The following is a 26,321-nucleotide window of genomic DNA, read 5'->3' as shown; positions in this document are numbered from 1 at the left end:
TCGGCCCGGCCGCACCACCGTGCCGCCGTCACCCTCCGAAAGGCAGACCATGCGACGTCGCACCCTCCTCACCGCCGCCGCGGCCACGCCGCTCGCCGCCGCGCTCCCGGCCGCGTTCCCCGGCACCGCGCACGCCGCGGCCGACACCGCACCGACCGGATTCGCCGCGCTCGGCACCGGCACCACCGGCGGCGCGGGCGGGCCCACCGTCACCGCGACGAACGCGGACCAGTTCCTGGAGTACATCGACACCGTCGGCCCGCTCGTCATCCGGGTGAGCGGGCTCATCGAGATCAGCAGCAAGCAGGGCGTCCGGCCGAACAAGACGATCATCGGCGTCGGCACCAGCGGTCACATCGACGGCGGCGGCCTGGACTTCTACAAGTCGTACAACGTGATCGTCCGGAACCTGCTGTTCACGAACGCGGAGGACGACGCGATCAACGTGGGCCAGCAGTCCCATCACATCTGGATCGACCACAACACGATCCGCGGCGCGGTCGACGGCTCGATCGACATCGTCCGCGGGTCCGACTTCGTCACGGTGTCCTGGAACCACTTCGACCACTCCGACAAGGGCATGCTGATCAGCCACTCGGACGGCGCGGCCGGCACCGACGTGGGTCACCTGCGGGTCACCATCCACCACAACTGGTTCGACAACAGCCGGCAGCGCCACCCGCGGGTCCGGTTCGGCGAGCCGGTGCACATCTACAACAACTATTTCCTCAACAACGAGCTGTACGGCGCCGCCGCCACCGAGAACGCCGGCCTGGTCGTCGAGGGCAACTACTTCGAGAGCGTGCCGCACCCGCTCTTCTCCGCGAGCGGGTACGCCGACTCCGGTCCGGGCCGCGCGATCGCCCGCAACAACGTGTCGGTCAACTCCGGCCCGTTCGAGGTGTCCGGCACGGTGGTCGAACCGTCCACGTACTACTCGTACACACTGGACGCGCCCGCCTCGGTGCCGTCCCTGGTCCGCGCCGGTGCCGGCTACGGCCGCATCTGACCATCGATCCGGGGGTACGCCGCGGGCGTACCCCCGGATGCGCGTAGCACACCGGCGGCGCGCCGGGGCGGAAATCGCCGAGAAAAAACCGAAGGGCCAGTTTCCGCGCATTCACTCAGTCCGCCGATTAGGCGGATCCTAGGTTTTCCCCAGTGGCACCGACGCGATTCAGTGCGGTGCGTCAATTGTCTTCATGATGCAGATAGAAATGCATCCGTCATGAGGGCCGAGGGGGAATTCCAATGATTTCCACAATTGCGGCAGTCGGGGCTGCGTCAGCCCTGCTGCTCGGGGGGCCGGAGGCCGGCCTCGTCACCGAGCGGGCCGCATCACGACCGCCAGGGGCAGTCTCCGCGAAGGTGGTGTCGGTAGCCGGCTCCGGGTGCCCGGGGCGCCCCACGGTCACCGCACTGGGAACGGCGGATCCGACCGTGTTCACGATCCGGCACCCGAGCATCACCGCACGGGCCGGCGGACCGGCACAGATCTTCGACCGAACCAAGTTCTGCCAGGTCACGGTGGCCGTTCGCCCGGCCCGGGGCTGGACCTGGACGCTCAGCAGGGTCGAGCAGAGCGGACGCGCGCAGCTGGCCGGCGGCGCGGTCGGCACGGCCAGGTTCAGCTACTACTGGACCGGGGAGCCGAAGACCGGCATGCACAGCCGGACCCTGAAGGGCCCGCGCAACACCGCGTGGACAGCGGCCGACACGATCGGCCTCAAGCCGCTCGGCTGGGCGCCCTGTGGCTCGAGCGCGCACCTGAACATCAAGGCCGAGGTGTCGGCCCGGGCCGGTGTCGACCGGCGCCGGACCAGCACCATGACCGCCGGCGGCGCGGGGAATGCGCCGTCCACCTACCGGGTGTCCTGGAAAGCCTGCTGACACCCATTTCGAGAACCACCCATCCGCCACGTACGAAACCGGCGGACAGCTGATTGGAAAAACAATGCGCAAGGCAATTCTCGCTACCGGACTGTCGCTCAGCATGCTCGGCGCACTGCCGGCACCGGCCGCGAGTGCGGCACCGGCCGGACCGGACCAGTTCAAGGTGCAGGTCGTGAAGGCCGGCGGGTCGGGCTGCCCGGCCGGGTCCACGACCGTGGACATCACGGACGACAACCGGTTCTCGGTGATCTACGACCAGTTCTTCGTCTGGACCGGCCCCGGCTCGACGCCGCCCGAACACCAGAAGTTCTGCCAGGTGGTCATCGACGTCGACGTCCCGCCCGGCCTGACGTACAGCATCGTGGACATCACCCACCGCGGCTCCGCGGACCTGGTGAAGGGCGCGTACGGGTCCCAGCGGGCGTCGTACTACTGGACCGGTGAGCCGCAGACCGGGACCGCCCAGAGCAAGATCTGGGGCCCGTTCAGCGGCAACTGGAGCTTCAACGACGTGCTGAAGACCGTCAAGCTCGACCCGCACCCGTGCGGCTCCGCGGCCAACCTCAACGCCAAGCTCGAGCTCGGCGTGAAGGCGACGACCAAGGAGGCGAAGAAGTCCGAGAGCAGCATGTCGCACCACACCACGGACGGAAAGTTCACCACCGTCTTCCAGATCAAGTGGCACAACTGCTGATCTCGCGGCTGACGAACCGCCGAGGGGGTACGCCCTGCGCGTACCCCCGGCGGTTGATCCCCTCCTCCCCGCGGCGGCGGTGAATACTGGGAAGCCTGCCCCGACTTGAGAGGGAGGCTGCGTGCCGTCTGCAAACGCGCCCGGTGGGACCACCACCGGGTATCCGTGGCCCATCGAGACCACCACGCTGGAGAACGGTCTGCGGGTGGTCGTCAGTGCGGACCGGTCCGCACCCGTCGTCGCCGTGAACCTCTGGTACGACGTCGGATCCCGCCACGAACCGGACGGCCAGACCGGCTTCGCGCACCTCTTCGAGCACCTGATGTTCGAGGGGTCCGCGCATGTGGCGAAGACCGAGCACATGAAGCTGATCCAGGGTTCCGGCGGCTCGCTGAACGCGACCACGAACCCGGACCGGACCAACTACTTCGAGACCGTGCCGGCCGAACATCTGGAGCTCGCGCTCTGGCTGGAGGCGGACCGGATGGGCGGGCTGGTGCCGGCGCTCACCCAGGAGACGCTGGACAACCAGCGCGAGGTGGTGAAGAACGAGCGACGCCAGCGGTACGAGAACGTGCCGTACGGCGACGCGTGGCTGCGCCTGCTGCCGCTGCTGTACCCGGCGGGGCACCCGTACCACCACTCCACGATCGGCTCGATGGAGGACCTGAACGCGGCGGACCTGGCCACGTTCCAGGCGTTCCACACCACCTACTACCGGCCGAACAACGCGGTGCTGACCGTGGTCGGCGACACCACCCCGGCCGAGGTCTTCGCGTTCGCGGAGAAGTACTTCGGCGCGATCGAGTCCGGCGCGGTCCCCCCGCCGCCGGACTCCGCACTGCCCGGCGGCCTGACGGCACCGGCCCGCGAGGTCGTGCACGCGGACGTACCGGCGCCGCGGTTCTATCTGTCGCACCGGACCGCGCCGTTCGGCACCCGGGAGTACGACGTGGTCACCGTGCTGGCCGGAATCCTCGGCAACGGCCGGGGCAGCCGCCTCTACCGCCGGCTGGTGGACGAGGCGCGGCTCGCCCAGCCGGACAACATCGGCGCGTACGGCGTGGACCTCGCCTACGCGCCCGCGCCGCTGATCATCTCGGCCACCGCGAAGGACGGCGTGGACCCGGACGCCCTGGAGGCCGGCCTGACCGGCGTGCTGGACGAGCTGGCCGCCGGTGACATCACGGACGAGGAGATCGAGCGGGCGAAGGCGCTGCTCACCACGCAGTGGTGGCGGCAGGTCTCGACCGCGGGCGGGCGGTCCGACCTGCTCGGGCGGTACGCCACGCAGCTCGGCGACCCGGCGCGGACCGGTGACCAGCTGCCGTCCTGGCTCTCCGTCACGCGGGACGAGCTGGCCGCCGCGGCCGCCACGCTGACCGCGCAGAGCCGAGTCACGCTGATCTACCTGCCGTCGGAGAGCGCTTCGGATTCTGCAGAGGAGAACGACAAGTGACGCTGGTTTCCGAACGTCCCGGGACCGGCGCGCCCCGGCCGTACGCGTTCCCGCGGATCGTCCGGCGGGACGTCGCCGGCGGCCGGGTGATCGCCGCACACCTGCCCGGTCAGGCGCTCTCCGTCGCGACGCTGCTGCTCGACGGCGGTGCCGGGCACGAGCCGGCCGGCCGCGAGGGTCTCGCGTCCGTGGTGGCGAAGGCGCTGGAGGAGGGCACCGCGGCGCGGGACGCCACCGGGTACGCGCTGGCGCTGGAAGGGCTCGGCGCGGAGCTGTCCACGTCGGCCGACTGGGACACGTTCCTGGTCGGCACGTCCGCGCCCGCGCACCTGCTGCCGCGTGCGCTGGAACTGGTCGCGGAGGCGGCCCGGACGCCCGCGCTGCGCCCGGAGGACGTGGAGCGGGTCCGCGACGACGAGGTCACCGGCCTGAAGATGGACTGGGCCTCGCCCGGGCCGCGCGCGGACGCGGCGCTGCGGGCCGCGCTGTTCGGCGCGGACACCCGCTACGGCCGGCCACTGCACGGCGACCCGGAGTCGGTCGCGGCGGTGTCCGTGGACGACGTGCTCGCGTTCCACCGCGGCTGGCTGACCCGGCCCGGCGTGCTGATCGTGGTCGGTGACCTGGACGTGCTGGACCTGGACGCGCTGGCCGCGATCGCGTTCGCCGGCACCGCACCGGGCGCGCTGGAGGCGGACGGGCCGCTGGACGTGCCGGTCCCGGGCTCACGGCGGATCCTGCTGGTGGACCGGCCCGGGTCGGTGCAGTCCACGCTGCGGCTCGGCCACCGGGCACCGCACCGGGCGCACCCGGACTACGTGCCGATGACGCTCACCGGCACGGTGCTCGGCGGCGCGTTCACGTCCCGGCTCAACCACCTGATCCGGGAGGTGCGGGGCTACACGTACGGCATCCGCGGTGACTTCGGGCTGGCCCGGCGCTTCGGCCGGCTGCTGATCAGCGCGGGCGTGCAGACGAAGTTCACCGCACCGGCGCTGGTCGACACGATCGGCGAGCTGTCCCGCACCCAGGCCGGCGGCGTCACCGAGGACGAGCTGGCGGTGGCGCGCGCCTGGCGGGCCGGGCAGCTGTCGGTGGAGATGCAGACGCCGGGCGCGATCGCGGGCGCGCTGACCACGCTGGTCGTGCACGGGCTGCCGGACGACCACTACCCGCTGCTGCGCGAGTCGCTGCTGTCCGCCACCGTGGACGAGGTGTCCGCGGCCGCGGCCGCCCACCTGCACCCGGAGGGGCTGACCATGGTGGTCGAGGGCGACGCGGCGCTGATCCGCGACGACCTGGTCGCCACCGGTCTGGGTGAGGTCGTCGACGCCTGAGTCACCCGAAGGGTGGGGGCCATGTCCGGTTCCCACCCTTTTGGCGGGTGGCTCACAGACGTCTCACAGCATGGCTTCACCACAAGCGCAGCCTCGTTTGGCAAGGTCCGGGGCATGGGCGGGGAGAGGGCCGGGCGAGTCCTTGTTGCTGATGATGACGCGAACGTCCGGCAGTTGCTGTCGATGACGCTGCGCGCGGCCGGTTTCGAGGTCGTCACCGCGCCGGACGGTGCGCGTGCCGTGCGGGCGGCCGCGACCACGCACCCGGACGTGGTGGTGCTGGACATGGCGATGCCGGGCCGGAGCGGGTTCGACGTGGCGGACGAGATGCGCGCGTCGGACCCGCCGCCGGCGGTGCTGTTCCTGACCGCGCGACCCGATCCGGACCAGCGGCTGGGCGAGGCCGCGTTCCTGGCCAAGCCGTTCGCACTGGCCGACCTGGTGGCCCGGGTGCGCGCGCTGGCCGGCTGAACACGGTCGTCCGCGCCGCCGCCGCGGAGGCGCTGTGCCGGCGGCGGAGACGCGGTGCCGGGCGGCGGGCCGCGCCGACGTCGGTGGGCGGTGCGGGTGTTGCGTCGGATGACGCACCCGGCATTTCCTGGCGGTGAGGCGGGCGATGCCGATAGCGTCCCCGGCGTGAGTGTGGATCTTTCCCGGCGAAGCCGCCCGCTGACCACGATCTGCTGGGTGGCCGCGGCCCCGTTCGCGGTGTGGGCACTGGTGCGCGGCCTCGGCCTGGACTACGGGCCGGTCATCCAGCTGATCGCGTTCACGCCGTACGTCACCGGTGCCGCGCTCGTCGTCGCCCTGGTCACGCTGGCCCTGCGCCGCTGGCCGCCGGCCGTGCTCGCGGTGCTGGCCGCGGCCGTGCTGACCGTGATGGTGCTGCCGCGCGCGGTGCCGGACGCCGACCGGGGCGCGGCCGACGGGCCGATGCTGCGCGTGCTGACCGCGAACGTGCTCGGCGGTGGTGCGGAGCCGGACGCGCTGGTCGCGCTGGTCCGCGAGCACGACGTGGACGTGCTGGCGATCCAGGAGTTCACCGGCGCGGTCGGGGCCGCGCTGGACGCGCGCGGGCTGGGCACCGACCTGCCGTACCGGCAGTTGCACCCGATCGACTCGGCGGCCGGGTCCGCGCTCTACTCCCGCTATCCGCTCACCGACGTGGGCGTGCGCGTGCACTCGTCGCAGTTCACCCAGGCGTACGGGACGGTGAACGTGCCGGGCGCGGCGCCGGTGCTGGCCGAGTCCGTGCACCCGATGGCGCCGTGGGGCATGCCGGTGCTGGACGACTGGCGCGAGGATCTGGGCAACCTGCCCCGCGCCACGCCGGACGGCCCGGTGCGGCTGCTGCTCGGCGACTTCAACTCCACGCTGGACCACTCGCCGCTGCGCGCGCTGGTCGCCTCCGGTTACCGGGACGCGGCCGACGCGACCGGCCGGGGCCTGCTCGGCACCTGGGGCCCGTACGACGGCGACCCGATCCCGCCGGTCCAGCTCGACCACGTGCTCGCGGACGCACGCATCCGCGTCGAGTCGCTGGCGGTGCTGCGCCTCCCCGGCTCCGACCACCGCCCGGTCCTCGCCACGCTCCGGCTCCCCCGCCCGGCATGACGCCCGTACGGCGCGGCTCCCGCCGGATCTCGGCGGGAGCCGCGCGGGTGCGTGCCGGGCGCGGGCGGACGGGTGTGGAAGGTTCGTCAGGCCCCGTGGTCGACGCCGTAGGTGAGCGCGTCGACCAGGGCGTGCCAGGAGGCCTCGACGACGTTCTCGTGGACGCCGACCGTGGTCCAGCCGCCGTCGGTGGCGGCCTTCGTGCCGACCAGGACGCGGGTGACCGCGGAGGTGCCGTGCGAGCCCTCCAGGATCCGGACCTTGTAGTCGGCCAGCTCGAACGTGGCCAGCGCCGGGTAGTGCGCGGACAGCGACTGCCGCAGCGCCTCGTCGAGCGCGTTGACCGGGCCGTTGCCCTCGGCGGTGGCGATCACGCGCTGCTCACCGACCCGGACCTTGACCGTGGCCTCGGAGACGACCGCGCCGTCCTCGCGATGCTCGACGATCACCCGGTACGACTCCAGCGCGAACGGCCGGACCGGCTCGGCGCCCGGCAGCTCGGAGCGGACCAGCAGCTCGAACGACGCGTCCGCGGCCTCGAAGCTCCAGCCGTCCGCCTCCAGCTCCTTGACCCGCTTGGTGACCCGGGACAGCGCCTCCGGCTGGCCGGCCAGGTCGACACCGAGCTCCTTGGCCTTGAGCTCGATGCTGGCCCGGCCGGCCATCTCGGTCACCAGGATGCGCATGTCGTTGCCGACGACCGCGGGATCCACGTGGTTGTAGAGCACCGGGTCGACCTTGATCGCGCTCGCGTGCAGTCCCGCCTTGTGGGCGAAGGCCGCGGCCCCGACGTAGGCCTGGTGGGTGTCGGGGGCGATGTTGGCGATCTCGGCGATGCCGTGCGCGACGCGCACCGCCTTCTCCAGGCACCCGTCCGGTAGGACCGGGAGCCCGAGCTTCAGTTGCAGGTTGCTGACGACGGCGAACAGGTCCGCGTTGCCGGGACGCTCGCCGTAGCCGTTGGCGGTGCACTGGAAGTGCTTCACGCCGGCCTCGACCGCGGCGATCGTGTTCGCGACCGCGCAGGAGGTGTCGTTCTGGCAGTGGATGCCGAGGACCTCGGGCGAGATCCCGAGCCGCGCGGTCAGGTCCTCGATCGCGGCGGTGATCCGGGACGGGAGCATGCCGCCGTTCGTGTCGCACATGACCACGCGCTCGGCGCCGGCGTCCAGCGCGGCGCGGACCACGGACGCGGTGTAGTCCGGGTCGTGCCGGAAACCGTCGAAGAAGTGCTCGCAGTCGATGAAGACGCGGCGGCCGTGCGCGCGGACGTGCGCGACGCTGTCCCGGACCATCGCCAGGTTCTCGTCGCCGGTGGTGCGCAGCGCGCGCTCGACGTGCCGGATGTCCGACTTCGCGACCAGGCAGACGACCGGCGCCTCGGAGTCGAGCAGCGCCGCGATCTGCGGGTCGTCCGCGACGTCGACGCCGGCCTTGCGGGTCGCGCCGAACGCGACCAGCTGCGCGTGCCTGAGGTCGAGCTCGGTGCGGGCGCGGCGGAAGAACTCGGTGTCCTTGGGCATCGCACCCGGCCAGCCGCCCTCGATGAAGCCGACGCCGAACTCGTCGAGCAGCCGCGCGACCGCGAGCTTGTCCGCGACCGAGAAGCTGATCCCCTCGCGCTGCGCGCCGTCGCGGAGCGTCGTGTCGAACACCTGGTAGTCCATGGCGATACCTTCTTCTGGGTTTGTCAACACCAACAAAAAGACCCCCCGCGGTCGCGGGAGGTCTGCGCACTCGGCGAGGGGATGCCGGTGCGCTAGGTGCCAATAATCAGGGAAGTCACGAGCCAAAGCTTGCCACCGTTGTCCACTCCTCGGTGGCAGAAACCCACAATCCGGGACGGACCTTCAGGGTGAATCTCTCTGAGCTGCGAGAAGCTCTTCCGCCGTACGCCGATGATCTGCGGGTGAATCTCGGCCGCGTGCTGCTGGAGACGCCGCTGACCGACGCGCAGGCGTGGGGCGCGGCGCTGGCGTGCGCGATCGCCGCCCGGCAACCGGACGTGATCCGGGTGTTCACGGCGGAGGCGTCCCTCCGGCTGCCCGCACCGGCGGTGGAGCAGGCGCGCGCGGCCGCCTCGATCATGGCGATGAACAACGTGTTCTACCGGGCGCAGCACATGATCGGCGGCCCGCGGCATCCGGCCGGCCTGCGCATGCGCGCGATCACCTCGCCCGTGCTGGCCGCGGCCGGCGTCACCAAGGCCGACTTCGAGTTGTGGTGCCTCGCGGTGTCCGCGATCGCCGGCTGCGCCGTCTGCCTGCAGAACCATGACCAGGGGGTACGCCGTGCGGGGCTGGACGCCGGCGCGGTGCACGAGGCGCTGCGGATCGCCGCGGTGGTGCACGCGGCCGCGGTCACGCTCGACGCGGCCGGTTAGTTCCGCACGAACTCGGGTATGTCGATGGATGACAGAGCACGAGGGTCTACACAGAGGAGGAAAGCCATCATGACTGGCCCTACGCCTCAGACTCCGTACGAGTCGCGGGACACCTTCCGGACGCCGGACCCGGCGGACCTGTCGCAGAGCCGGCCCACGGGCTGGTCCGCGTGGGACTACCGGGAGGACTCCGGCGTGACCGGCGCGGCCCTGGCCGGTTACCGGGTCGAGGCCACCGACGGTCACATCGGCAAGGTCGACTCCGCCTCCACCGAGGTCGGCGCCGGTTACCTGGTCGTCGACACCGGGCCGTGGATCTTCGGTAAGAAGGTCCTGCTGCCGGCCGGCGTCGTCAACAACGTGGACCACGACGACCACAAGGTCTACGTGGACCGCACGAAGGAGCAGATCAAGTCCGCTCCGGAGTTCGACGAGGAACGGCACGGCGACCCGGTCTACCGCGACAAGATCGGTAGCTACTACGGCGACTCGTACACCACGCCGAGTCAGATCGCACCGCCGCGCGCCTGACGGCGGTCCGCGATCAGCGAACGGCCGGTGGAGCTGCAGCTCCACCGGCCGTTATTCTTCCGCGGGTGGAGACGACGCGCAGCTACCCGTTCTCGGCCACCTTCAACTTCCGTGACGTCGGCGGCTACCCCGGGCTGGACGGCCGCACGGTCCGCTGGCGCCGGCTGTTCCGGTCCGATTCCCTGCACCGGCTGGACGCCGCGGACGAGGCCGCGTTCCGCGAGCTGGGCGTGCGATCCGTCATCGACCTCCGCCGCCCGCACGAGATCACCCGGGACGGCCGGGTGCCCGAGCACTTCGGCCTCGACTACCACCACATCCACCCGGAGCACGCGGAGTGGGACGACACGCCGTTCGAGGGCAGCGGACTGACGAACGCTCGCTGGATGGCCGACCGCTACCGGGACATGGCCGAGACCGGCGCGGCCGGCTGGGCCGAGGCGCTCACGCTGATCGCCTCCGAGTCGGCCGCGCCGGTGGTCGTCCACTGCGTGGCCGGCAAGGACCGGACCGGCATCACGGTCGCGCTCACGCTCGGCCTGCTCGGCGTCTCCGACGACGACATCATCGCCGACTACGCGCTCAGCACCGAGGCCTCGGCCCGGTTCTCCGCCTACGTGCAGTCGACCTGGGCCGGCACCGGGGCGTACCCCACGCCGTTCTTCGGCTCCGAGCCCGAGACGATCGCCACCTTCCTCACCGAGCTCCGCGAGAAGTACGGCTCCGTCGAGGCGTACGCCCGGCACGCCGGCGTCACCCCGGACAGCATCGCCGCCATGCGCGCCCACCTCCTCAGCGCCTGACCGGCCCGCGCGCCCCGCCCGCCCCGGCCCGTCGGCGTCGGTAGCAGAGGGATATCCACAGACAGGTAGTCCGCGGATACCCGAGCCCTTCATCCGGGGGTGGAACGGGGCCAAGCTTGAGGCATGACAGATCGCGCGCAACTGGCCGACTTCCTCCGGACTCGGCGGGACGCGCTGCAGCCGGAGGACGTCGGGTTGCAGCGCGGGCCGCGGCGGCGGACCGGCGGCCTCCGGCGGGAGGAGGTGGCGGCGCTCTGCGGGATGTCGGCGGACTACTACGCGCGGATCGAGCAGCAGCGCGGGCCGCTGCCGTCGGAGGACATGCTGGCCGCGATCTCCCGCGGCATGCGGCTCTCGCTGGACGAACGCGACCACCTGTTCCGGCTGGCCGGGCACGCGACACCGCGCCGGACCGCGCACACCGACCACGTCGCGCCCGGCCTGATGCGGATCCTGGACCGGCTGACCGACACCCCGGCGATCGTGTTGAACGAGCTGGGCGAGACGCTGCTGCAGACCCGGCCCGCGATCGCGCTGCTCGGTGACGACTCGCGGTGGACCGGGCGATCGCGGGTGACCGTCTACCGCTGGTTCACCGACCCGGAGTACCGGCGCGTCTATCCGGTCGAGGACCACCCGCTGCACGGGCGGGTGTTCACGGCGCAGCTGCGCACCGCGTACGTCCGGGACGGCCGCGGGTCCCGCGCCGCGGAGATCGTCGACGCGCTGCTGGCGGTCAGCGACGAATTCCGCGAGATCTGGGCCGCGCACGACGTCACGGCCACGCACCTCGACGCCAAGCGGATCATGCATCCGGAACTCGGCGTGATCGAGGTGCACTGTCAGACCCTGGTCGACCCCGGCCAGTCGCAGACGCTGCTGGTGTTCACCGCGGTGCCGGGCAGTGCGAGCTACGAGAAGCTCGAACTGCTGTCGGTCCTCGGCGACCAGCGCTTCTGACCCTCCTTTCCGCATCCCACACGTTCGAGGGGACCACCATGTCCACAATCGCCCTGATCACCGGCGCCAACCGCGGTCTCGGCCGTGCCTACGCGCTCGCCCTGGCCGAGGCCGGCATCGACCTGATCCTCACCTACCGCACGCCCGCCAAGGACGCGATCGACGAGGTCGTCGCGTCCGCGCGCGGCCTCGGCCGGACCGCGGTCGCGATCCCGCTGGACACGCGCGAGGTGCCGGCGTTCGACGCGTTCGCGGACGCGGTCCGCGACACGCTGCGCGCCACCTGGGGACGCGACGACTTCGACTTCCTGCTCAACAACGCCGGGACCGGCCCGGGAGCCACGATCGCGGACACCACGGTCGAGATGGTGGACGAGGTCTACGCGGTGCACTTCCGCGGCGTCTTCTTCCTGACCCAGAAGCTGCTGCCGCTGATCGCGGACAACGGCCGGATCCTCAACTTCTCCACCGGGCTGTCCCGCTTCACCGGTGACGGCATCTACTCGGCGTACGGCGCGATGAAGGGCGCGGTCGAGGTCTTCACCCGCTACCTGGCGAAGGAGGTCGCGCCGCGCGGCATCTCCGCCAACGTCATCGCGATCGGCGCCACCGCCACCGAGTTCGGCGGCGGCGCGCTGCTCGACGAGCAGGTCGGCGCGCACATCGGCGGGCAGACCGCCCGCGGCCGGATCGGTCGCCCGGCGGACATCACCGGCGTCGTCGTCGCCATGCTCACCGGCGACACCGGCTGGGTCACCGCCCAGCGCATCGAGGCCTCCGGCGGCATGCTCATCTGAGCGCTCCCCCGGCCGCCGGACGTTTGCTGCGGCTCACCAGGACTCTTCTGCCCGATATATACGACATATCGGTACGCGAGGTGGCCCGGTAACGCGGAGTGGGGCCGAGACGACGCGGATGCAGGAAGCGGCACAGGCCCGATGACGCGGCCCGGCGCGAGACCCGGCTCGGCGCGAGACGCGGCTCGGCGCGAGACACGGCCCGGCGCGAGACACGGCCCGGCGCGAGACACGCCGGGAGTGGTGGGGCCGGCGGGGCGGTGCGGGCGGCGGAGGCGGTGCCGTCCGGGCGGCCACGGATCGTGCAGGGAGGAGCGCCAGCGACGACCGGTGCCCGCGGGAGCGTGCGGGACCGGAGCCGCCGGAAGCGGGAAGATCGATGTCGGAAAAGCCCGAAGGGCGCTTCTTCGGTGGCGGAAGCGCCCTTCGGTGAGCGGACCGGCTCAGAGGATCTTGTGGATCCAGCCGTGGGTGTCGGGGGCGGAACCGCGCTGGATGTCGACCAGCCGCTGGCGCAGGGACATGGTGACCTCGCCGGAGCCGCCACCGCCGACGGTGAAGGAGCCGGACGGGAAGCGGGCCTCGCCGATCGGGGTGATGACCGCGGCGGTGCCGCAGGCGAACGTCTCCCGGATCCGGCCGGACTCCGCGCCCGCGCGCCACTCGTCGAAGCTGATCGGGCGCTCGACCACCTCGTGGCCGGCGTCGCGGGCGAGCGTGATGACCGACTCGCGGGTGATGCCGGGGAGGATGGTGCCGGTCAGCGGCGGCGTGACGAGCGTGCCGTCGTCGAACACGAAGAAGATGTTCATGCCGCCGAGCTCGTCGATGTACTTCTGCTCGACCGCGTCCAGGAAGACGACCTGGTCGCAGCCGGCCTCGATCGCCTCGGCCTGCGCGGCGAGCGACGCGGCGTAGTTGCCGCCGCACTTGGCCGCGCCGGTGCCGCCGGGAGCCGCGCGCGTGTAGTCGGGTGAGACCCACACCGTGACCGGCTTGATGCCACCGGAGAAGTACGCGCCGACCGGGGACGCGATGACCACGTAGAGGTACTCCCGGGCCGGGCGGACGCCGAGGAAGACCTCGCTGGCGTACATGAACGGGCGCAGGTAGAGGCTGCCGTCCGCGTCGGTCGGGATCCAGTCCCGGTCGATCGTGATCAGCTCACGCAGCGAGTCGACGAACGCCGCCTCGGGCAGGCCGGGCATCGACATCCGGTCGGCGGACAGGTTGAACCGGCGGGCGTTCGCGTCCGGACGGAACATCGAGACGCCGCCGTCGGCCGTGTTGTACGCCTTCAGGCCCTCGAAGATCTCCTGGGCGTAGTGCAGCACGGCCGAGGCCGGGTCCATCGGGATCGGCGCGCGGGCCTCGACACGGGCGTCGTACCAGCCCTTGCCCTCCGCGTACCGCACGGTGACCATGTGGTCGGTGAAGATGCGACCGAAGCCCGGGTTCGCCAGGAGCGCGGTGCGATCGGCGGCGGCTACCGGGGTGGCATTCGGGCGAATCTCGAAGTCGAGCTTGTCACCACCGCTCATAGCGCTGGAACCTCCATATCCACGGTTTGCTGAAACTTACCCCGAACGGTCGTTCACGGGGATACGCAGGGCCGTGGACTGATCCGGACCGACCCTGCCTTACGGGTGCGACCGGATGGGACGAAGCGCGCTCAGGAAGCAGCGGCGGCCAGCCGGTCACCGACGTCGGCGGTGCGCAGCGGGGCCCCCGGAGTGCGGGCGGCCAGCTCACTCGCGACCGCCTGGGTTACTCGCGCGGCCTCGTCGGCGTGCCCGAGGTGGTCGAGCAGCAGCGACGCGGAGAGCACGGCGGCGACCGGGTCGGCGACGCCCTTGCCCGCGATGTCCGGCGCCGAGCCGTGCACCGGCTCGAACATGGACGGGAAGCGGCGCTCCGGGTTGATGCAGCCGCTGGCCGCGAGCCCGATGCCGCCGGTGACGGCCGCCGCGATGTCGGTGAGGATGTCACCGAAGAGGTTGTCGGTCACCACCACGTCGTAGCGCGACGGCGCGGTGACCATGAACATGGCGGCCGCGTCGACGTGCTGGTACTCCGTGGTGACGTCCGGGAAGTCGGCCTTGACGGCCTCGAACGTGCGCGCCCAGAGGCCACCGGCGTGGGTGAGCACGTTGGTCTTGTGCACGAGCGTGACCTTGCGGCGCTCGCGGCGCTGCGCACGGGCGAACGCGTCGCGGATGACCCGCTCGACGCCGAACCGGGTGTTCAGGCTCTCCTCGGTGGCGATCTCGGCGGGCGTGTTCCGGTGCAGGACGCCGCCGGCGCCGGCGTAGAGACCCTCGGTGCCCTCGCGGACCACCACGAAGTCGATCTCGCCGGGCTTGACCGCGCCGAGCGGGCCGGCGGTGCCGGGCCAGAGCTTGGACGGGCGCAGGTTCACGTACTGGTCGAAGTCGAAGCGCATCTTGAGCAGCAGCCCGCGCTCCAGCACACCCGGCGGCACGCTCGGGTCGCCGACGGCACCGAGCAGCACGGCGTCGAACCCGGCCAGCTCGTCACGGACCGAATCCGGAAAGACCTCGCCGGTACGGTGATAGCGTGCGGCACCGAGGTCGTAGTCGACGGTCTCGACGCCGGGGAGCACGGCCTGGATGACCTTGACGGCCTGACCGGTGACCTCCGGGCCGATGCCGTCGCCGCCCACCACCGCGATCCGTGCCACGCCTGAACTCCCTCACCACGCCGTCGTGAACTGTGCCGACCCTACGCTGCCGTCCCGATGTTCGGTACGCCCGTCCCACATTTCGGTTCGGTAACACACAGGAAACTAATAGCCGGCGGCCATCTGCGGTTCAGACGCCGCGCCTACGGTGAGCCGTGGACACAGTTGTTCACCGACGGGGGAAGCACCATGAGCACCACGGTCGTACTGCCGGAGCGGGTCAGGACCGCCACGGGCATCGTCGTCCGGCACCAGGTGCAGATCGGGGCGAACCAGTTCAACTTCTGCTTCGTCGCGCCACCGGCGATGGACCGGCGCGGCGCGGGCGAGGCGCTCGCCGACGCGGTCGCGGAGCTCCGCGCGCTGGACACCACGTTCGGCCCGCTGCGCGAGCGGAGCCTGGTCTCCCGGTTCCGCCGCGGTGAGATCTCCGCGGACCTGTACGCACCGCTCACCGACCTGGTCGACCGCTGCATCCTGATGCGCGCCGCCACCGACGGCTGGTTCGACGCATGGGCGGTGCCCGGCGGCTTCGACCCGAGCGGCCTGGTCAAGGGCTGGTCGGTGGAGCGCGCCGCGGCCCGGCTCCGCGCCGCCGGCATCGAGAACTACGCGATCCACGCGGGCGCGGACGTCACCGTGCGCGGCCACTCACCGGCCGGGCGCCCCTGGAAGATCGCGGTCCGCGACCCGTACGACGGGCGCCGCGTGATCGAGACGCTGGAGCTGACCTCCGGCGCGGTCGCCACCACCGGCGCCGCCGGCCGCCACGACCACATCATCGACCCGCACACCGGCCGCCAGGCCGACGGCTTCGCACTCACCACGATCATCGGCCCGGAACTCTCCGCCGCGAACGGCTACGCCATCGCCCTCTACGCCGCCGGCCCGACCGCGCTGAGCTGGTTCCCGACGGCGGACGGATACCGGGCCCTGGACCGCACGGGCCGCCGGTAACGCTCAGGCGCATTTCAACGGGCCGGCAACCGCCGACACGCGACACCCGACGCGGCACCCAGCGCAGAACGCGCGCAGCGCGCAGCGCGGCACTCGCGCAGCGCCCAGCGCGGCACTTCAGCGCGGCACGCGCGCGGCGCCCGGCGCGGCATTCGCGGCACGCGCGCGGTCCCCAGCGCGGCACGCGTGGCAGAACGCGCTGCGCCCGGCGCGGCACGCGCGCGGTGCCCAGCGCGGCACGTACGACACCCGGCGCGGCAGACGCGACATCCAACACGACAGGCGCGACGCCCGACGCGGCACGCACGACACCCAGCACGGCGCGCGCAAACGCGCGGCGCCCAGCGCGGCTTCCACGCGGCCTGCGCGCGGCACAACAGGCAGTCCGCGCCCGAAGCCTAGGCATAGAAAGGGCGCCCGCTGGCGTCACAAAGCTTGAGTCGCCAATCAGGTGAGCGAAAGATAGGTCAACTAGCGAAGTTGACCTATCTTTCGCTCACCTGATTGATCGCTCAAGTGCGCGTAGCGGCGATTCACGACAGCAACAACCACTTGCGCGACGAGATATGACGAAATTTCGGGCGCGGAGCATCCGGATCGCAGCCGACCGCGAGACGCACGCGCCAGCCGCCTGCTGGCGCCATTGGGCGGCGCCAGCCTTGAACATGGACTGAGCCGCCGCCGAATCCGCTCGTGCCCCCCACACCAGGCACGGCTCAGTACCACTAGCCGTAAGGCCATAATCCGGTCGCCCCTGAGCTCCGCACGCCGCGGTGATTTCGCACTCGACCTTCCGCCTTCGACCAGAGGCGCCAGTCGCAGCCGGACTCTGCCGGGCGGCGCCAGCCACAGGCCAAGCCCTTGACCCACCGCGCCGGCCGCAGCGGAACCCTGCCCCACCGCGTCAGCCGCAAAGTCCGGCAACCAGGCCGCCCTGCGATCCCGACCACCGCCGTAAACCCAGGGGGATCCGCACCGCGGCGTCAGCCGCGGCCGGCCCCGCCTGGCGGGCCGACCATAGCGAAGTCCTGCCCCACCGGGTCAACCGGAGAGTGCGCCAACCAGGTGGACCGTGGATTCCGCGTGCCGCAGTGAACCTATGCGGGATCGGCACCGCGGTGCCGAGCGCAGCGGGGCGCCGGGCGGGGGCGCCAGCCGCGGGGCGGCGGGTGCGGGACAGCAGGCGCGGGGGTAGCCGGCGCGGGGGCAGCCGCGCGGGGGTAGCCGGCCACGGTGGCCGGGAAATATGCCTGTCGCGGCGGACGTGCGGGGCGGCGGCGCCTGGTTTGGGGTTGGCGCCGGGGGACGTGCAGGGAGGAGCCCCTGGGCGACGACCGGTGCCCGCGGGAGCATGCGGGCCGGGTCACGCCGGAAGCGGGAAGATCGCTTCGTGTTTCTGCTCTTCGCGTCGCGCGCGGCTGTGGACCGGCCGCCAGGGGTGCCAGCGGGCCCTCACAAGCTCGGCAAAGAATGTGAGGGCCGACCGGTTGTCGGGTGGTGGTCCGTGAGGTCGCGGAGAACGCACCCGGGTGGCCGCACCCGGGGACACCGTCACCCGAAGACGGGTCCCCACGGGCGGTCGCCCCGGCCAGACGATCGCCCTGTGTGACCAATCAAATACGCTATAGCGATGCCGGTACGCGTGACAAGGCCCGTCGGCGGGTGGAAGCATTGTGGCTCAGCGTGTCGGTCGGGGCCGAGATGACCGAACGTGGAACGGATGGCATTCTTCCCCGGTGAGTTTCGACCTGGTGGTCTGGGCGCTTGACCGGACCGGTGAGCCTGCCGACGTGACGGCCGGTCATAAGAGGTGCGTCGCGGGCATTCACGCCGCCGGCGTACCCGACCGGCGTATCAATGCCTTCTACGCCGACCTGACGGCCCGATATCCCGATCGTGGCGCGGCCAGCAACGCCTCCCCGTTCGTCTCGAAGCCGCTGCACGTGGCACGGGACCATGTGGAGATGAAGCTGGTGGAGACCTGCCCGGACGAGGTGCTGCTCCTGATCGAGCAGCTGGCCGGCGCGCACAATCTCATGCTTCTGGACGTTCAGGGCGGATCCGTCTATCCGCCGCAGGCCACGGCCCGTCCCCCGCAGTAACGATCGGTCAGGCGTCGTCGCGCAGGTCCGCCGCACTCGCGGCGGCAGCGCCGATCGCCTCCGCGGCGGCGGTGAGCAGGTCCACGCTCACGGCCGAGTCGACCATCAGCGTCATCAGCGCCTCGCCACCGGCGGCGCGCCGCGCCACCTGCATGCCCGCGATGTTCACGCCGGCGCGGCCGAGGATCGAGCCGACCGTGCCGACCACGCCGGGGCGGTCCACGTACGTGAAGAAGAGCAGGATGCCGTCGGCGGTCAGTTCGGTGCCGTAGCCGTCCACCTCGGTGATCTTCCGAATCTCACGTGCGGCGCCGGTCACGGTGCCGGAGACGCTCAGCGCCCGGCCGTCCGGCAGCACGCCGCGCACCGCCACCTCCGGCGTGCCGCCCGGCTCGGACGCGAGCGCGATGAAGAGGCCGCGCGCCTCGGCCAGCATCGGCGCGTTGACGTAGGTGACCCGTTCCGCCGTGATCGACGCGAACAGTCCCTTGATCACGGCCAGCCGCAGCACCTCGGGCGCGGCGCCCGCACCGCACACCTCGACGGTGACGCTCGCCGCCAGCGTCCCGGCGATCGCGGTGAAGACCGTGCCGAGCTTCTCGGCCAGTGGGAGCAGCGGGCGGACCTCCTCGTCGACCACGCCGCCGGCCTGCACGTTCACCGCGTCCGGGACGAACTCGCCGTGCAGCGCCAGCCGCACGCTGCGCGCCGCGTCCAGCCCGGCCTTGTCCTGGGCCTCCACCGTGGACGCGCCGAGGTGCGGGGTGGCGACCACGGTCTCGTGCGCGAACAGCGGCGACGACGTGCACGGCTCCTTCGCGTAGACGTCCACGCCGGCGCCGGCGACCCGGCCCTCGGCCAGCGCGTCCGCCAGCGCCTGCTCGTCGATCAGGCCGCCGCGCGCCGCGTTGATGATCCGCACGCCCGGTTTGACCAGCGCCAGTTCGCGTGCGCCGATCAGGCCCACGGTCTCCGGCGTACGCGGCAGGTGCACGGAGATGAAGTCGGCCTCGCCGAGCAGTTCCTCCAGCGCGACGAGCTGCACGCCGAGCTGGGCCGCGCGGGCCGGCTGCACGTACGGGTCGTAGGCAATCAGCCGGGTGCCGAACGCGGCCATCCGCTGCGCGAACAGCACGCCGATCCGGCCGAGCCCGACCACGCCGACGGTCTTGCCGGACACCTCGACGCCGGTGTACCGCGACCGGCGCCACTCCCCCGCCTTCAGTGCGGCGCTGGCGCTCGCGGTGTGCCGGGCCACGGCCAGCAGCAGCGCCACGGCCTGTTCGGCGGCGGAGACGACGGTGGACGTGGGCGCGTTCACCACGAGCACGCCGTGCGCGGTGGCGGCCGGGATGTCGACGTTGTCCAGTCCGACGCCGGCGCGGGCGACCACGCGCAGCGCCGGGCCGGCCGCGATCGCCTCCGCGTCGATCCGGGTGGCGCTGCGGATCACCACCCCCTCCGCGACGGCGAGCGCGGCGAGCAGCGCGGCGCGGTCGGTGCCGTCCACCTGCCGCACGTCGAAGTCCTGGCGGAGCTGGGTCAGGGCCGCGGGGGCGAGCTCCTCCGCGACGACCACGACTGGCCTCATGACACCTCACAAGATCGACATAAACCGATCTCGTGAGGTTACGCCGCGGTTTCGCCGTACCGGCGGGTGAAAAATCGTTAGTCGAGGACCGTGTCAATCGGGACAGGCTCGTCGTCGATCTCCGGCACCGGGGCGCGGCCGACCGCCAGGCCGAGCGGGTTCGGCAGGATCGGGCCGTCCTTCTCCGGCCGCCCGTCGATCTCCCGAAACGTGCTCGCCTCCCGGGTCAGGACGTCCTTGAACAGGTCGAACGCGAGCTGCCCGAGCGGTGGGTAGATCCAGCCGGGCGACGGCCGCGCGCCCCGTCCCGCCAGGAAGTCCGCTATCTCCGCGCGGATCGCGGGCGGGGTGACCGGCGCGTGGTAGAGCACGCCGAGCGCCTCCGACCACCGGCCGGGCCCGCGCTCGTCGCCGGCGTCGTCGTGCGACTGCGAGTCGCGCATCTCGATCTGGAGCACCGAGACCGCCTCCGACTCCGGGCGGCCGAACTGGGTGAACAGGTCGGCGAACTCGTGTGCCTCGCCGGCCAGCCCACCGGCCGCGCGCAGCCGCAGCGCGAGCGGCAGCGTCAGCGCGCGTTCGCCGGCGTCACCGGTGGCGATCGCCTCGGTGGCCAGCCCGGTGTGCGCGGCCAGCACCCGGTTCAGGAAGTAGTTGGTGACCTCGGCACCGCCGCCGCGCCGGTCGAGGAAGAGCCGGCCCTCGCGGACCACCGGGCGGGGGTGCCGCGGGATCCGGACCATCGCGTACGGGCCGCCGGCCAGGCGCAGACCGGCCGCGTACGCGGTGACGTACTCGTGCACCGCGCCGGGCACGTGGTTGTCCGCGTCCACGAAGCCCACGTACGCGCGGCCGGTCATCGCCGCGATCGCGGTGCCGACCAGCAGCGCCTCGCCCTTGCCGGCGCGGACCAGCGCGTCGTCGCCGAGCAGCTCCGGCATGCCCGCCGCCTTGACGGCGGCGGCCAGACCGGGGTCGCGCTGGTGGACAACGACGGCCGTGCGGCCGGTGAGCCGGCAGAACTCCTCGACGCTGTCCGCCTCGGCCGCGAACCGGTGGCGTGCGCTGTTCGACACCAGCACGATCAGGCAGTCGTGCGGGATGCCGGCGAGCACACCCTCGATCACCCGGCGCGGCTCGTCCATGCACGGCACCACGATCACCATCTCGCGCATGACCGCGCGGATCTCCTCGTCCGCGACCACCTCGGTGCCGCCGGACGGTCCGGGCGCGTGCCGTCCCGAGTCCAGCTCCACCACGCGCTGCAGTTCGTGGATGCGGACCGCGCCGAAACGCTCGTGTCGAATGTGCTGCTCCAGCCGCATGGCGGGGTCCTTACCCGGAGCGGCGGGCATTGAAAAGCGCGCCGGGCGACCCCGGCGCGCTTTCCACCCGGACGATCAGGCGGTCTCGGTGATCGGCCGGTCCACCCAGCTCATCATGTCGCGCAGCTTCTTGCCGGTGACCTCGATCGGGTGCGCCGCACCCTGCTCGCGGTACTTGGTGAACGCCGGGCGGCCGGCGTCGTCGTCCTCGATCAGCTCGCGGGTGAACTGGCCGGACTGGATCTCGGAGAGGATCTTCTTCATCTCCTCCTTGACCGACGCGTTGATCACGCGCGGGCCGCGGGTGTAGTCACCGAACTCCGCGGTGTCGGAGACGCTGTACCGCATGCGCGCGATGCCGCCCTCGTACATCAGGTCGACGATCAGCTTCAGCTCGTGCAGGCACTCGAAGTAGGCGATCTCCGGCGCGTAGCCCGCCTCGGTGAGCACCTCGAACCCGGTCTGCACCAGCGCCGCGGCGCCACCGCAGAGCACCGCCTGCTCGCCGAACAGGTCGGTCTCGGTCTCCTCCTTGAACGTGGTCTCGATGACGCCGGCGCGGGTGCCGCCGATCGCCTTCGCGTAGGAGAGCGCCAGCGCGAGCGCGCCGCCGGACGCGTCCTGCTCGACCGCGACCAGCGCCGGGACGCCCTTGCCGTCCACGTACTGGCGGCGGACCAGGTGGCCCGGGCCCTTCGGCGCGACCATCGCCACGTCCACGTCGGCCGGCGGCTTGATCAGCTCGAAGCGGATGTTCAGGCCGTGGCCGAAGAACAGCGCCTTGCCGGCGGTCAGGTTCGGCGCGATCGACTCGGTGTAGAGCGTGCGCTGCACGGTGTCCGGTGCGAGCACCATGATCACGTCGGCCCACGCGGAGGCCTCGGCCGGGGTGAGCACCTTCAGGCCCTGCTCCTCGACCTTCGGGCGGCTCTTCGAGCCCTCCGGCAGACCGATGACGACCTCGACGCCCGAGTCCCGCAGGGACAGCGAGTGGGCGTGACCCTGGCTGCCGTAGCCGAGGACCGCGACCTTCTTGCCCTGGATGATCGACAGGTCGGCGTCGTCGTCGTAGTAGACCGTGACAGGCATGACTTCCCTTTCGTACGGCCGAAGCCGGTTCTTTGATGTGGTGGCTCTCATGCGGCGCGCAGCGCCGGTCCGGTGGTGATGGAGCGCGACCCGCGGCCGATCGCCACCATCCCGGACTGCACCATTTCCTTGATGCCGAACGGCTCCAGGTCGCGCAGCAACGCGTCCAGCTTGTCCGCCGTGCCGGTCGCCTCGATCGTGAGGGTGTCCGGTGCGACGTCCACCACGCGAGCCCGGAACAGGTTCGCCGTCTCCAGCACCTGCGACCGGACGGTACGGTCGGCGCGCACCTTGACCAGGAGCAGCTCGCGCTGGACCGCGGCGGCCGGGTCCAGCTCCACGATCTTCAGCACGTTGACCAGCTTGTTCAGCTGCTTGGTGACCTGCTCCAGCGGCGACTCGTCCGCGTTGACCACGATGGTGATCCGGGAGACCTCGGGGTGCTCGGTCTCGCCGACCGCCAGCGAGTCGATGTTGAACCCGCGCCGGGAGAAGAGGCCGGAGACGCGCGCGAGGACGCCGGGCTTGTTCTCCACGAGCACGGAGAGGGTGTGCTTGGTCATGACGGTGGTGCCTCTCAGACCGCGTCGTCGGGGAAGTCCGGGCGCATGTCCCGGGCGAACAGGATCTCGTCGTTGCTGAGGCCGGCCGGGACCATCGGCCAGACCATCGCGTCCTTGCCGACCACGAAGTCGATCACGACCGGCCGGTCGTTGATCGCCATGGCCTCCTGGATCACCCGGTCCACGTCGTCGGCGGACTCGCAGCGCAGGCCCACGCAGCCGAGCGCGTCGGCCAGCTTCACGAAGTCCGGGATGCGGTGCTTGTGCGTGCCCAGCTCGGTGTTGGAGTAGCGCTGCTCGTAGAAGAGCGTCTGCCACTGCCGGACCATGCCGAGGTTGCCGTTGTTGATCACGGCGACCTTGATCGGGATGCCCTCCAGCGCGCAGGTGGCCAGCTCCTGGTTGGTCATCTGGAAGCAGCCGTCGCCGTCGATCGCCCACACCACGGTGTCCGGCTTGCCGGTCTTCGCGCCCATCGCGGCCGGGACCGCGTAGCCCATGGTGCCGGCGCCGCCGGAGTTGAGCCAGGTGTACGGCTTCTCGTAGGAGATGAACTGCGACGCCCACATCTGGTGCTGGCCGACGCCGGCGGCGTAGATCGCGTCCGGGCCGGCGATCTTGCCGATCCGCTCGATCACGTAGTGCGGGGAGAGCGTGCCGTCCTCCGGCTCGTCGTAACCCAGCGGGTACTTGGTCTGCAGCTCCTTCAGCGTGTCGCGCCAGGCCGCGTAGTCACCGGTGCGGTGCGCCGCCTGCTCGGTCTCGATCGCGGTGATCAGCTCGTCGATCACGTGCCGCGCGTCGCCGACGATCGGCACGTCCGCGGCCCGGTTCTTGCCGATCTCGGCCGGGTCGATGTCCGCGTGGACGATCTTCGCGCCGACCGCGAACGAGGCCAGGTCGCCGGTCACCCGGTCGTCGAACCGGGCGCCCAGCGCCACCAGCAGGTCCGACTTCTGCATCGCGTAGTTCGCGGTGACCGAGCCGTGCATGCCGGGCATGCCCATGTGCTGCGGGTGCGAGTCGGGGAACGCGCCGCGGGCCATCAGCGTGGTGACGACCGGGATGCCGGTCAGCTCCGCCAGCCGGCGCAGGCTCTCGGTGGCGTGCGCCTTGAGCACACCGCCGCCGACGTAGAGCACCGGGCGCCGCGCGCCGGTCATCAGGCGGGCGGCCTCGCGGATCTGCTTGCCGTGCGGGTGCAGCGTCGGCCGATAACCGGGCAGCTCCAGCGTGGGCGGCCAGCTGAACGTGGTCTGCGCCTGCAGGATGTCCTTCGGGATGTCCACCAGGACCGGGCCGGGGCGGCCGCTGATCGCCAGGTGGAACGCCTCGGCCAGGATCCGCGGGATGTCCTCGGCACGCTGGATCAGGTAGTTGTGCTTCGTGATCGGCAGCGTGATGCCCTGGATGTCCGCCTCCTGGAAGGCGTCCGTCCCGATGTACGGCCGGGCGACCTGGCCGGTGATCGCGACGATCGGCACCGAGTCCATGTACGCGTCCGCGATCGGCGTCACCAGGTTCGTCGCGCCCGGGCCGGAGGTGGCGATGCAGACGCCGACCCGGCCGGTGGCCTGCGCGTAACCGGTGGCGGCGTGCCCGGCGCCCTGCTCGTGCCGGACCAGGATGTGCCGGACCGAGGAGTCGTAGAGCGGGTCGTACGCGGGCAGGATCGCACCGCCGGGGATGCCGAACGCGACGTCCACGCCGAGCGCCTCGAGCGACTTGACGAGCGAGCCGGCGCCGGTGACCTGGATCGGGGCGACGGCCGGCGCGGCCGGCGTGGCGGGCGTGGCGGCGGCCGCAGAGGACGCGAACGCGTGGGCTCGGTGGGCGAGAGTCTCGGGCGTGGGTCTGCTCATGGCTGTTCGGACCTTTCGGACCTTCGGTGCTGCTACATCTCGAATGTGTTCAACCGCCGCATGCTGGAGGCTGCTCCCATGTCAGCCGGCCCAGTCCCGGCCAATAAAAACGGCCCTCGTGTGGAGATCACACGGGGCCAGCGCACTCCCAAATCGAGGGGAGTGCGCTCAGATAAGTACTCGAGAGGACCGAGGGTCGCGGGTGATCGCGAACGTGGCGGTCAGGCACAGGGACATGCTGACAGCCTTACTCATCTCACGCGCTGAGTCAACCTATCCCATATATTGGTTCACGGACGCCCATGTTTCACCCGGACGCGTCCTCACCGTCCACCGCCGGAGCTATCTGACCAGCGGATATGGCCGATCTGCCGTGCCCGGCCGCGGCCGGCACCCGGTGTTCGGGCGACGCCGCCCTCAACCGCGCCTCCAGATGCTCGGCCGGGACGCCCCCGCCGAACAGGAATCCCTGGCCGAAGCGGCAGCCGGACGCCTCGACGACGGCCAGGTGAGCGGGCGCACTGATCCCCTCGGCCAGCACCTCCAGGCCGAGCCGGTGACCGAGCCGGACCACCACGTCGACCAGCGGCTCGGACGCGACCACCAGCTTCCGGTCGATCTTCAGGATGTCCACCGGCAGGTCCCGCAGCTGCCCCAGCGAGGAGTAGCCGGCGCCGAAGTCGTCCAGCGCGATCCGCACGCCGGTGTCCCGCAGCGCGCGCAGCCGGCGGCACAGCTCGTCCAGGTCCGTCGCGACCGCGTGCTCGGTCACCTCCAGCACCAGCCGCTGCGGTGGCACCCGGTGCGTGCGCAACGCCTCGGCAACGTGGCCGACATAGTCCGGCGCGTGCAGCTCGCGCGGCGACACGTTCACCGAGACCCACACGTCGTAGCCGTCCCGCAGCCACTCGGCGAGCCGGCGGCAGGCCTGGTCCAGCACCCACCGGCCGAGCTTGGTGATCAGCTCGGACTCCTCCGCGGCCGGGATGAACTCGTCCGGGCCGACCGGGCCGAGCTCCGGGTGGGTCCAGCGGAGCAGCGTCTCCGCGCCGACCGGGCGCGCCGACGGCAGCGCCACCACCGGCTGGAACACCACGCGCAACTCGTCCCGCTCGATCGCGCCGCGCAGCTCGTGCTCGAGCGTGATGCGGCGGCGCAGCGTGCGGTCGTAGGCCGGCCGGTAACGCTCGACCCGGCTCTTGCCGCGCAGCTTCGCGTAGCGCAGCGCGAGGTCGGCGTTGCGCATCAGGGTCTCCACGTCACCGGCGGTCTCCGCCGCGGCCATCCCGATGCTGGCGGACAGGAAGACCACGCCGCCATCCTGCTCGTACGGCGCGCCGAGCGCGTCGAGCAACCGGAGCGCGGCCGCCTCCGCCTCGTCCTCGGTGGCCCACATCAGCACCGCGAACTCGTCACCGCCGAGCCGCGCCACCGCGTCACCGGGCCGCAGGTGCATCCGCAGCCGGCCGCCGACCTCCATCAGCACCCGGTCGCCGACGTCGTGACCGCGGAGGTCGTTGACGCTCTTGAAGCCGTCCATGTCGATGCCGAGCAGCACGCAGGGCGCGCCGTGGAACGCCTCCTGCGTCAGCACGCGCAGCATGCCGCGCCGGTTGGCCAGGCCGGTGAGCGGGTCGGTGTGGGCCAGGCCGCGGAAGTG

23 protein-coding genes are annotated in these 26,321 nt (G+C 71.7%); 14 read left to right on the top strand and 9 right to left on the bottom strand.

The genetic code is table 11. From position 1 onward, the window contains the following. Positions 1 to 49 precede the first annotated feature (49 nt). The 7 genes from J2S44_RS25300 to J2S44_RS25270 all read left to right on the top strand — a co-directional run bounded on the left by J2S44_RS25300 (position 50) and on the right by J2S44_RS25270 (position 6,997). A complete protein-coding gene (locus J2S44_RS25300) occupies positions 50 to 1,009 on the top strand; it encodes a pectate lyase family protein (RefSeq protein ID WP_310418770.1) in 960 nt (319 codons plus the stop codon). Positions 1,010 to 1,251: 242 nt separating this feature from the next. After that, positions 1,252 to 1,890 carry a DUF4360 domain-containing protein gene (locus tag J2S44_RS25295; protein ID WP_310418767.1) on the top strand — a complete coding sequence of 213 codons (639 nt, stop codon included), beginning with the start codon at positions 1,252 to 1,254 and terminating at the stop codon, positions 1,888 to 1,890. 64 nt (positions 1,891 to 1,954) lie between these two features. Next, a complete protein-coding gene (locus J2S44_RS25290) occupies positions 1,955 to 2,587 on the top strand; it encodes a DUF4360 domain-containing protein (protein ID WP_310418764.1) in 633 nt (210 codons plus the stop codon). A gap of 121 nt (positions 2,588 to 2,708) precedes the next feature. Beyond that, positions 2,709 to 4,046: a M16 family metallopeptidase gene (locus J2S44_RS25285; RefSeq protein WP_310418761.1), complete on the top strand. Its 1,338-nt coding sequence runs from the start codon at positions 2,709 to 2,711 to the stop codon at positions 4,044 to 4,046. Continuing rightward, entirely contained in the window at positions 4,043 to 5,383 is a 1,341-nt protein-coding gene (locus tag J2S44_RS25280) for a M16 family metallopeptidase (RefSeq protein ID WP_310418758.1), read from the top strand. The genes J2S44_RS25285 and J2S44_RS25280 overlap by 4 nt, the downstream gene beginning before the upstream one ends. A gap of 114 nt (positions 5,384 to 5,497) precedes the next feature. Next, a complete protein-coding gene (locus tag J2S44_RS25275) occupies positions 5,498 to 5,854 on the top strand; it encodes a response regulator transcription factor (protein ID WP_310418756.1) in 357 nt (118 codons plus the stop codon). Positions 5,855 to 6,019: 165 nt separating this feature from the next. Then, positions 6,020 to 6,997, top strand: coding sequence for an endonuclease/exonuclease/phosphatase family protein (locus tag J2S44_RS25270; RefSeq protein WP_310418753.1), 978 nt, complete (start codon positions 6,020 to 6,022; stop codon positions 6,995 to 6,997). Positions 6,998 to 7,083: 86 nt separating this feature from the next. Here J2S44_RS25270 and cimA read toward each other — a convergent pair whose 3' ends face one another. Continuing rightward, positions 7,084 to 8,664, bottom strand: coding sequence for a citramalate synthase (cimA, locus tag J2S44_RS25265; protein ID WP_310418750.1), 1,581 nt, complete (start codon positions 8,662 to 8,664; stop codon positions 7,084 to 7,086). Between the two features lie 242 nt (positions 8,665 to 8,906). On the opposite strand from cimA, the gene J2S44_RS25260 reads away from it, so the two are divergent. The 5 genes from J2S44_RS25260 to J2S44_RS25240 all read left to right on the top strand — a co-directional run bounded on the left by J2S44_RS25260 (position 8,907) and on the right by J2S44_RS25240 (position 12,471). Continuing rightward, positions 8,907 to 9,380: a carboxymuconolactone decarboxylase family protein gene (locus tag J2S44_RS25260; protein WP_310418748.1), complete on the top strand. Its 474-nt coding sequence runs from the start codon at positions 8,907 to 8,909 to the stop codon at positions 9,378 to 9,380. A gap of 69 nt (positions 9,381 to 9,449) precedes the next feature. Beyond that, the gene (locus tag J2S44_RS25255; RefSeq protein WP_310418745.1) at positions 9,450 to 9,911 is read left to right on the top strand and encodes a PRC-barrel domain-containing protein; all 462 of its coding nucleotides are present in this window, start codon (positions 9,450 to 9,452) and stop codon (positions 9,909 to 9,911) included. Positions 9,912 to 9,976: 65 nt separating this feature from the next. Beyond that, positions 9,977 to 10,714: a tyrosine-protein phosphatase gene (locus J2S44_RS25250; RefSeq protein WP_310418742.1), complete on the top strand. Its 738-nt coding sequence runs from the start codon at positions 9,977 to 9,979 to the stop codon at positions 10,712 to 10,714. 123 nt (positions 10,715 to 10,837) lie between these two features. Next, a complete protein-coding gene (locus J2S44_RS25245) occupies positions 10,838 to 11,674 on the top strand; it encodes a helix-turn-helix transcriptional regulator (RefSeq protein ID WP_310418739.1) in 837 nt (278 codons plus the stop codon). 38 nt (positions 11,675 to 11,712) lie between these two features. Next, positions 11,713 to 12,471 carry an SDR family NAD(P)-dependent oxidoreductase gene (locus tag J2S44_RS25240; RefSeq protein ID WP_310418734.1) on the top strand — a complete coding sequence of 253 codons (759 nt, stop codon included), beginning with the start codon at positions 11,713 to 11,715 and terminating at the stop codon, positions 12,469 to 12,471. A gap of 443 nt (positions 12,472 to 12,914) precedes the next feature. Here the strand turns inward: J2S44_RS25240 and J2S44_RS25235 are convergent, their stop codons facing one another. Both J2S44_RS25235 and J2S44_RS25230 read right to left on the bottom strand, forming a co-directional pair. Next, a complete protein-coding gene (locus tag J2S44_RS25235) occupies positions 12,915 to 14,012 on the bottom strand; it encodes a branched-chain amino acid aminotransferase (protein WP_310418732.1) in 1,098 nt (365 codons plus the stop codon). Positions 14,013 to 14,143: 131 nt separating this feature from the next. Further along, positions 14,144 to 15,172 (bottom strand): 3-isopropylmalate dehydrogenase, encoded by a 1,029-nt coding sequence (locus J2S44_RS25230; protein WP_310418729.1) that lies wholly within the window; start codon positions 15,170 to 15,172, stop codon positions 14,144 to 14,146. A 189-nt stretch (positions 15,173 to 15,361) separates the two neighbouring features. On the opposite strand from J2S44_RS25230, the gene J2S44_RS25225 reads away from it, so the two are divergent. Together J2S44_RS25225 and J2S44_RS25220 are read left to right on the top strand one after the other, a co-directional pair. Then, positions 15,362 to 16,129: an FAD:protein FMN transferase gene (locus tag J2S44_RS25225; RefSeq protein WP_310418726.1), complete on the top strand. Its 768-nt coding sequence runs from the start codon at positions 15,362 to 15,364 to the stop codon at positions 16,127 to 16,129. A gap of 1,736 nt (positions 16,130 to 17,865) precedes the next feature. Continuing rightward, a complete protein-coding gene (locus tag J2S44_RS25220) occupies positions 17,866 to 18,231 on the top strand; it encodes a hypothetical protein (RefSeq protein ID WP_310418724.1) in 366 nt (121 codons plus the stop codon). A gap of 7 nt (positions 18,232 to 18,238) precedes the next feature. Here J2S44_RS25220 and serA read toward each other — a convergent pair whose 3' ends face one another. From serA to J2S44_RS43130, 6 genes are all read right to left on the bottom strand, one after another. Next, complete coding sequence (serA, locus tag J2S44_RS25215; protein ID WP_310418721.1) at positions 18,239 to 19,822, bottom strand: phosphoglycerate dehydrogenase; 1,584 nt, start codon at positions 19,820 to 19,822, stop codon at positions 18,239 to 18,241. Between the two features lie 77 nt (positions 19,823 to 19,899). Further along, the gene (locus J2S44_RS25210) at positions 19,900 to 21,147 is read right to left on the bottom strand and encodes a mannosyl-3-phosphoglycerate synthase (RefSeq protein WP_310418718.1); all 1,248 of its coding nucleotides are present in this window, start codon (positions 21,145 to 21,147) and stop codon (positions 19,900 to 19,902) included. A gap of 75 nt (positions 21,148 to 21,222) precedes the next feature. Next, positions 21,223 to 22,236: a ketol-acid reductoisomerase gene (ilvC, locus tag J2S44_RS25205; protein ID WP_307243856.1), complete on the bottom strand. Its 1,014-nt coding sequence runs from the start codon at positions 22,234 to 22,236 to the stop codon at positions 21,223 to 21,225. Between the two features lie 47 nt (positions 22,237 to 22,283). After that, positions 22,284 to 22,799: an acetolactate synthase small subunit gene (gene ilvN / locus J2S44_RS25200; RefSeq protein WP_307243853.1), complete on the bottom strand. Its 516-nt coding sequence runs from the start codon at positions 22,797 to 22,799 to the stop codon at positions 22,284 to 22,286. A 14-nt stretch (positions 22,800 to 22,813) separates the two neighbouring features. Further along, a complete protein-coding gene (locus J2S44_RS25195; protein WP_310418716.1) occupies positions 22,814 to 24,661 on the bottom strand; it encodes an acetolactate synthase large subunit in 1,848 nt (615 codons plus the stop codon). Positions 24,662 to 24,968: 307 nt separating this feature from the next. Further along, complete coding sequence (locus J2S44_RS43130; RefSeq protein WP_445343975.1) at positions 24,969 to 26,264, bottom strand: putative bifunctional diguanylate cyclase/phosphodiesterase; 1,296 nt, start codon at positions 26,262 to 26,264, stop codon at positions 24,969 to 24,971. Between the last annotated feature and the right edge of the window lie 57 nt (positions 26,265 to 26,321).

The sequence above is a fragment of the Catenuloplanes niger genome, from assembly GCF_031458255.1.
Taxonomy (GTDB): domain Bacteria; phylum Actinomycetota; class Actinomycetes; order Mycobacteriales; family Micromonosporaceae; genus Catenuloplanes; species Catenuloplanes niger.
Note: the sequence above shows the minus strand (reverse complement) of the source record. Positions and strands in the feature narration are given on the sequence as shown.

Bases quoted from the DNA above. Each gene is read 5' to 3' on its own strand.
- J2S44_RS25300 (WP_310418770.1), top strand. From the start codon at position 50: ATGCGACGTCGCACCCTCCTCACCGCCGCCGCGGCCACGCCGCTCGCC.
- J2S44_RS25295 (WP_310418767.1), top strand. From the start codon at position 1,252: ATGATTTCCACAATTGCGGCAGTCGGGGCTGCGTCAGCCCTGCTGCTC.
- J2S44_RS25290 (WP_310418764.1), top strand. From the start codon at position 1,955: ATGCGCAAGGCAATTCTCGCTACCGGACTGTCGCTCAGCATGCTCGGC.
- J2S44_RS25275 (WP_310418756.1), top strand. From the start codon at position 5,498: ATGGGCGGGGAGAGGGCCGGGCGAGTCCTTGTTGCTGATGATGACGCG.
- cimA (WP_310418750.1), bottom strand. From the start codon at position 8,664: ATGGACTACCAGGTGTTCGACACGACGCTCCGCGACGGCGCGCAGCGC.
- J2S44_RS25255 (WP_310418745.1), top strand. From the start codon at position 9,450: ATGACTGGCCCTACGCCTCAGACTCCGTACGAGTCGCGGGACACCTTC.
- J2S44_RS25245 (WP_310418739.1), top strand. From the start codon at position 10,838: ATGACAGATCGCGCGCAACTGGCCGACTTCCTCCGGACTCGGCGGGAC.
- J2S44_RS25240 (WP_310418734.1), top strand. From the start codon at position 11,713: ATGTCCACAATCGCCCTGATCACCGGCGCCAACCGCGGTCTCGGCCGT.
- J2S44_RS25235 (WP_310418732.1), bottom strand. From the start codon at position 14,012: ATGAGCGGTGGTGACAAGCTCGACTTCGAGATTCGCCCGAATGCCACC.
- J2S44_RS25225 (WP_310418726.1), top strand. From the start codon at position 15,362: ATGAGCACCACGGTCGTACTGCCGGAGCGGGTCAGGACCGCCACGGGC.
- serA (WP_310418721.1), bottom strand. From the start codon at position 19,822: ATGAGGCCAGTCGTGGTCGTCGCGGAGGAGCTCGCCCCCGCGGCCCTG.
- J2S44_RS25210 (WP_310418718.1), bottom strand. From the start codon at position 21,147: ATGCGGCTGGAGCAGCACATTCGACACGAGCGTTTCGGCGCGGTCCGC.
- ilvC (WP_307243856.1), bottom strand. From the start codon at position 22,236: ATGCCTGTCACGGTCTACTACGACGACGACGCCGACCTGTCGATCATC.
- ilvN (WP_307243853.1), bottom strand. From the start codon at position 22,799: ATGACCAAGCACACCCTCTCCGTGCTCGTGGAGAACAAGCCCGGCGTC.
- J2S44_RS25195 (WP_310418716.1), bottom strand. From the start codon at position 24,661: ATGAGCAGACCCACGCCCGAGACTCTCGCCCACCGAGCCCACGCGTTC.
- J2S44_RS43130 (WP_445343975.1), bottom strand. From the start codon at position 26,264: ATGCTGCGCGTGCTGACGCAGGAGGCGTTCCACGGCGCGCCCTGCGTG.